Origin of the sequence: Vibrio sp. Y2-5 (assembly GCF_014596725.1) — a bacterium.
Lineage (GTDB): Bacteria > Pseudomonadota > Gammaproteobacteria > Enterobacterales > Vibrionaceae > Vibrio.
On record NZ_JACVEG010000019.1, the window covers coordinates 1 to 5944 of the forward strand.

Genomic DNA, 5944 nt, shown 5'->3' on the forward strand with positions numbered 1-5944 from the left:
TGTGGAGCGGAAGTTCAGTGGTTTTTCTTTACTTAAGAGAACGCTGGGCTGCTACATGGAAGGACGTACTAAGCAAGATGATAGAGATAGAAAGTCCCATCCGTTCAGCGACTTAATCCAAAGCTCACACAGTCATATCCCCGTAGCCTTTATACATTCTAAACAATCACATAAAGGTTGAATGTCGGCTTCTGAAGGGAGAATTATCTTATTCTTCAGATAAAAAAACCGACACAGTGGTGTCGGTTTCTTGATTATGTGCTTTTACAGTATTTGTTTTAATACTCTATCCGCTTTCACACGCGTTATTTTCCGTACTAAGCGCTGTACCGCTTCTGGGTAGTCTTCAAGCTTCTCTAATTGTCTGTATGTACAAACTAAGTGAGTATGCTGAAGAATGTTCTGGATCTCTTTCTCAAACTGCTCTGTTAACAAGTGGTAGTCATCTTTTACCAATAGAGCATTCTCTAAGTCGAGCTTCCAAGCTCTAGGGTTTAAGTTATTACCCGTTAACAGCATATAACGTTTATCTACCCAAATACCTTTTAAGTGGAAGCTATTGTCTTCGTGCTTCCATAGATGAATGGATAGCTTACGGCTGGCAATGTTAGCTTCATTGGCTTTAGCGAAGCGACGAAGGTTTATCTCATACAGATAAGGTAGCCCGCCAATCGTCTTGAATTCTTCTTCTGGTGAAATGTAGAAGTCGTTTGCTGTTTTATCGCCAATGATGATATGTACTTTAACCCCACGTTTGAGCGCCTTCTTTACTTCCTTTGCGATACTTCTTGGGAAATTAAAGTAAGGTGTACAAATGAATACTTCATCTTTCGCTTGGGCAATGAGTTGTACGATATATTGGTTAAGCCTGTTACGACGCTTACCTAAGCCAACAATAGGAGTAATGGCCACTTTGTCCTGAGCAACAACATCCGGTTCAAACTTATAGCTTGACTGAGCCAAAGAGGCTCTGAATTGTCGGATGTCGGTTTTGATCTCTTTCGTATTGGGCTTGTCTTGAGCGCTAAGATCATTCACCGCAGGATGAGCAAGCATCTCGTCTTGAACGAACTTGACCATACTGTCAGCTAAGGTTGCGTTTTCGATTGAATGATATCTGTCGAAGCGATAGCGCTCTTTGTAGTGAAGATAGACATTGTTTAAGCTTGCACCGCTATATATAACAGTGTCATCAATAACAAAACCTTTCAGGTGTAATACACCAAACACTTCACGTCCGCGAACAGGGATACCATAAGTTGGGATAGTATGTTGATATTCTTGGTTAAACTTTTTATATATCGCGGCATTACCTTCAGAGGCTGCTTTACCTATGAGGCCACGCTGTGCTCGGTGCCAATCGACACATATGTTGATATCTAAACCTGGATTGCGTTGTTTAGCTTCAAACAGCTCAGTAAGAATTTCACGGCCAGCTTCATCGTCTTCCAGATATAAGGCAACAAGGTAAATACGCTTACTGGCTTGACGAATTGACTCAATGAGATGAGTCCGGAATTCTTTGGCGGAGAAGAGAATGGCAAACTTGTTCGGATCTTGCGCAATAGTCGGCAGCTGGTCGAATGGGTTTCTACGAGCGATCATTTTGAATGTTTTACCTTACTTATGTGCAAATTTGCAAATGTGCGAACAACGGATAATACCAAACTAGTTAAACAAAAGGCTAGAAAAGCTGTTTATTCTTAACCTTGCTCGGTAAAAACTGCATTGGAATGAGATTCTTACCGCTTTGACTATATCTAACAAATAAGGTTCTAAGTTCATTAGGTAATTCTTCAACGTCTATTTTTTTGAAACTAGCTTGTTCATAAAAGTTTTGTAGATGGGCGTAAGAAAAACAAAAATCCTTGTCTGCCAGAATCTCGTCTAAGCAATAGTTGAGTAGTTGAGAACCTATACCTTCCCCTCTTTTCGTTTCATCAACAGCCATGCCTGTTAGTAATCTATATTCGGCAATAGAGCGAAATCTTACGACTGCGACCATAGATAATTCTCTATACGCTACGATCAATAGTTCGTCGCTTTTAGGTTTAGTACTTGGGTAATGCTGTTTGTAGAAGCGTTTAAGAAGAGGCAGCTTTATTGGATCTAAGTGTTCAAACTTGAGTTCAGGCATTTGTGTCTTATCATGGCATCTGTTGTAGAATGTTCGAAGTTTAGTTTATCTGAAGAGTCTCATGCAATTACATAGCCCTTTGCAACTACATCACGATGTGAATTTAGCCCCTTATCATACCTTTGGCATTGATCAGCTATGCCATACATTAGTATTCATTGAAACCGTTGATGATCTAAAAGAAGTGTATCGTTCGCAACAGCTTCAAGCTTTACCGAAATTGATGTTAGGTAAGGGGAGCAACATGCTTTTCACGGAAACCTATCAAGGTTTGGTCATGGTTAACCGTATGCTTGGTATTAAACACACTCAAGATGAAGGCTTTCATTATTTGCATGTTGAGGGTGGCGAAGATTGGCCAGAGCTAGTTGAATGGAGCATTAACGAGAATATATCAGGGCTGGAAAACTTGGCTTTGATCCCGGGATGCGCAGGTTCCGCACCGATACAAAATATTGGAGCGTATGGTCTAGAGTTTCAAGATGTGTGTGATTACGTAGACTATTTATGCTTAGAGTCACTGCAAGTTAAGCGCCTCAGCAAAGAAGAATGCTCTTTTGGTTACCGAGACTCTATTTTTAAGAAAGCGCTTTACAACAAGGCGATAGTTATCGCAGTTGGACTTAAACTCGCTAAGCAATGGCAGCCAAACATCAATTATGGACCTCTAAAAGAACTCGGTGATAACTGCTCGTCCAAACAAGTATTTGAGCGAGTTTGCCAGGTTCGCAGTGAAAAATTGCCCAATCCTGCTATCACTGGAAATGCGGGAAGCTTCTTCAAAAATCCCGTCGTTATCGAGCAGCATTTTGAAATGCTGAAGTCTTCGTTCCCTGATATTGTTGCTTTTCCCGTTACTGATGGTGTGAAGCTTGCCGCAGGATGGCTCATTGAGCATGCCGGACTTAAAGGCGTTGTACATGGTGGCGCTCAGGTTCATCCTAACCAGTCTTTAGTCTTGATTAACAAAGATAACGCGACTGCTCAAGATATCGTTGAGTTGGCAGGTATAGTTCGAAATAAAGTCCTAGAGATCTATGGTGTGTTGTTGGAACATGAAGTGCGTTTCATGGGACGAGATAAAGAAACATATTTAAGTCGTTTGATTGGAGAGTCGTGAGTGAAAAATCCAGACGTAAAGTTAAAGTTACTGAGCAAGTTATCAGATGGTTCATTTCACTCCGGAGAATCATTAGGCGAAGAACTTGGGATGTCTCGTGCTGCGATCAGTAAACACGTCAAAGGAATACAGGAATGGGGCGTTGATATCTTCCGCGTACAAGGAAAAGGGTATCAGTTGTCTCAACCTTTGATCATGTTGGATGAAGCTTTAATCCAATCTAAGGTTGAAAATCCGGTTGAACTTCACCCAGTAATCGGCTCGACTAACCAGTACTTGATTGATAATACTGCCAGCTTGCAGTCCGGTACGGTTTGTATCGCGGAGTATCAAGAGAGTGGTCGAGGTAGACGTGGACGCCATTGGGTATCGCCATTTGGCGCAAACTTGTATCTATCCATGTATTGGCGTTTAGAAGCGGGTATGGCAGCAGCGATGGGACTGAGTCTAGTCGTTGGTGTTGCTATGGTAGAAGCTCTGAACAATATGGGATTGGAAGGTGTGAAACTGAAATGGCCGAACGATCTTTATTATCAAGACCGCAAATTGGCGGGCATATTAGTTGAGATGTCTGGTCAGGCCGGTGGGGCAGCACACCTAGTCATTGGTATGGGGATGAATTTAGCAATGCAAGATCGTGATTCAGCTATCGATCAGCCGTGGGCAAGTTTGTCTGAGGTGATCGGGACGGATCACATTGATCGTAATGTTTTGGCTGCGGAATTCATCAACACCCTAGATACAGCGTTAAAGAATTACGAAATCTACGGTATGCAAAACTTTGTAGAACGTTGGAATCGCTTAGACAACTTTATCGGGCGTAAAGTTAAGCTCATTATGGGAACGAATGAAGTCACGGGTATAGAACGTGGTATCGATGAACAAGGTGGCGTTTTGTTGGAAACTGAACAAGGCCTTAAGAGCTTTATCGGTGGTGAGATTTCTTTAAGAAACAACGAATAAAAAAGAGGCTGAGGCCTCTTTTTTAATGTTAAGTCATTACTTGCGAAGCAGTATTTCCTCTACGGTATGATTGAGACCTTTTCGCAAAATCAATTGAGCCCGTTCTTTCGTTGGAAGAATGTTTCCTTGAAGGTTCTTACCATTAATTGAATGCCAAATTTTCTTCGCCTTTTCGATGGCTTCTTCCGTACTTAAAGATGTGTAATGGCTGAAATAAGACCCAGGCTCTTTGAATGCGCTGTCTCTGAATTTCATAAAGCGTTCTACGTACCATTTTTCAATCATCTGGCTATCCGCATCGACATAGATAGAGAAATCAAGAAAATCAGAAATAAACACTCGATGAGGATCGTGTGGGTAATCCATGCCACTTTGTAGAACATTGAGTCCTTCAATGATCAACACGTCTGGGCGGTCGACAACTTTCTTCTGTTCTGTAATGTCATAAGTCACATGGGAATAGACAGGGGCTTCGACATTCGGTTTGCCTGCTTTGACATCGGAAACAAATTGAACAAGGCTGCGTATATCATAAGACTCAGGGAATCCTTTCTTATGCATAATCCCGCGCTCTTCCAATATTCTGTTTGGATGCAGGAAACCATCGGTCGTAACGAGCTCAACCTTTGAGTGGTTTTCAAAACGAGCGAGTAACGCGCGTAATAAACGTGCAGTGGTACTTTTCCCTACTGCAACACTTCCGGCAATACCAATAATAAACGGTGGTGCACTTTCTTTGTTGCCAAGGAACTGATTGAGTACACTGTTACGACTTTGTCTTGCTGCAACATATAAGTTAAGAAGTCGAGCGAGGGGGAGATAGATTTCTACTGTCTCTTTTACCGTCAAATTCTCATTGATACCTTGCAACTCTTGCAGATCACTTTCTGACAGCATCATTGGAACTGAATTGCGAAGTTCAGACCATTGTTGGCGATCAAAAGACAAATATGGGGTCATAACATGCTCAATTGTCGAAATTAGAGTAAGACCAGCGAACATACAATATGGTAGCCACAATTCAAACGAGAAAGATGGAATATTTAGCGTTTAGGCGTGAATTCGCTTGAAAAATCATCGAATAAACAAAAGAACGCGAAATTTCACATTTTTTTTCTCATAAGTATTGCAAGCCAATTAATCATTAACTAGAATGCGCACCACTTATGCCGACTTAGCTCAGTAGGTAGAGCAACTGACTTGTAATCAGTAGGTCACCAGTTCGATTCCGGTAGTCGGCACCATTTCTCCTTTATGAGAGTTTTTCTATAAAGAGAGTGATGGCGAAAAATTTGGAGGGGTTCCCGAGTGGCCAAAGGGAGCAGACTGTAAATCTGCCGGCTCCGCCTTCGATGGTTCGAATCCGTCCCCCTCCACCATATTATTAGGAAATAGCTCTCAGAGTTACGTGTTGCGGGCATCGTATAATGGCTATTACCTCAGCCTTCCAAGCTGATGATGCGGGTTCGATTCCCGCTGCCCGCTCCACTCCATTTTAGAGTGCTGATATAGCTCAGGTGGTAGAGCGCATCCTTGGTAAGGATGAGGTCGGCAGTTCGAATCTGCCTATCAGCACCAGCTCTAAGCAAACTTTTCCTTTTGATATATACTTTTTACTACCAAATTTTTGGTTGCGTGGTCATTTATAAAGCCACTTAAATCCGTACCTAGAGGGACAACTCATGTCTAAAGAAAAATTTGAACGTACGAAACCGCACGTAAAC

Annotated in this window: 5 protein-coding genes and 4 tRNA genes; 6 read left to right on the forward strand and 3 right to left on the reverse strand. The window is 42.0% G+C overall.

What is annotated here, in order from left to right; genetic code table 11:
- Window positions 1–264 precede the first annotated feature (264 nt).
- A complete protein-coding gene (gene pssA / locus HUO09_RS21455) occupies window positions 265–1605 on the reverse strand; it encodes a CDP-diacylglycerol--serine O-phosphatidyltransferase (RefSeq protein WP_167413772.1) in 1341 nt (446 codons plus the stop codon).
- 79 nt (window positions 1606–1684) lie between these two features.
- Window positions 1685–2137, reverse strand: a complete 453-nt coding sequence (locus HUO09_RS21460; RefSeq protein WP_188235246.1) for a GNAT family N-acetyltransferase — start codon at window positions 2135–2137, stop codon at window positions 1685–1687.
- Window positions 2138–2186: 49 nt separating this feature from the next.
- On the opposite strand from HUO09_RS21460, the gene murB reads away from it, so the two are divergent.
- Both murB and birA read left to right on the forward strand, forming a co-directional pair.
- Window positions 2187–3257, forward strand: coding sequence for a UDP-N-acetylmuramate dehydrogenase (gene murB, locus HUO09_RS21465; protein WP_373563714.1), 1071 nt, complete (start codon window positions 2187–2189; stop codon window positions 3255–3257).
- Window positions 3258–4220 carry a bifunctional biotin--[acetyl-CoA-carboxylase] ligase/biotin operon repressor BirA gene (gene birA / locus HUO09_RS21470; RefSeq protein ID WP_188235247.1) on the forward strand — a complete coding sequence of 321 codons (963 nt, stop codon included), beginning with the start codon at window positions 3258–3260 and terminating at the stop codon, window positions 4218–4220.
- Between the two features lie 36 nt (window positions 4221–4256).
- On the opposite strand, the gene coaA is transcribed toward birA, so the two are convergent.
- Window positions 4257–5180: a type I pantothenate kinase gene (gene coaA / locus HUO09_RS21475; protein WP_188235248.1), complete on the reverse strand. Its 924-nt coding sequence runs from the start codon at window positions 5178–5180 to the stop codon at window positions 4257–4259.
- A gap of 208 nt (window positions 5181–5388) precedes the next feature.
- Between coaA and HUO09_RS21480 the strand changes: the two genes are divergently transcribed.
- From HUO09_RS21480 to HUO09_RS21495, 4 genes are all read left to right on the forward strand, one after another.
- A tRNA-Thr gene (locus tag HUO09_RS21480) sits at window positions 5389–5464 on the forward strand.
- Window positions 5465–5514: 50 nt separating this feature from the next.
- A tRNA-Tyr gene (locus tag HUO09_RS21485) sits at window positions 5515–5599 on the forward strand.
- A gap of 34 nt (window positions 5600–5633) precedes the next feature.
- Window positions 5634–5708, forward strand: a tRNA-Gly gene (locus HUO09_RS21490).
- Window positions 5709–5722: 14 nt separating this feature from the next.
- A tRNA-Thr gene (locus HUO09_RS21495) sits at window positions 5723–5798 on the forward strand.
- Window positions 5799–5944 lie beyond the last annotated feature (146 nt).

What these genes read in the sequence shown, in the direction of transcription:
- pssA (WP_167413772.1), bottom strand. Translation starts at nt 1,605, where the DNA reads ATGATCGCTCGTAGAAACCCATTCGACCAGCTGCCGACTATTGCGCAA.
- HUO09_RS21460 (WP_188235246.1), bottom strand. Translation starts at nt 2,137, where the DNA reads ATGCCTGAACTCAAGTTTGAACACTTAGATCCAATAAAGCTGCCTCTT.
- coaA (WP_188235248.1), bottom strand. Translation starts at nt 5,180, where the DNA reads ATGACCCCATATTTGTCTTTTGATCGCCAACAATGGTCTGAACTTCGC.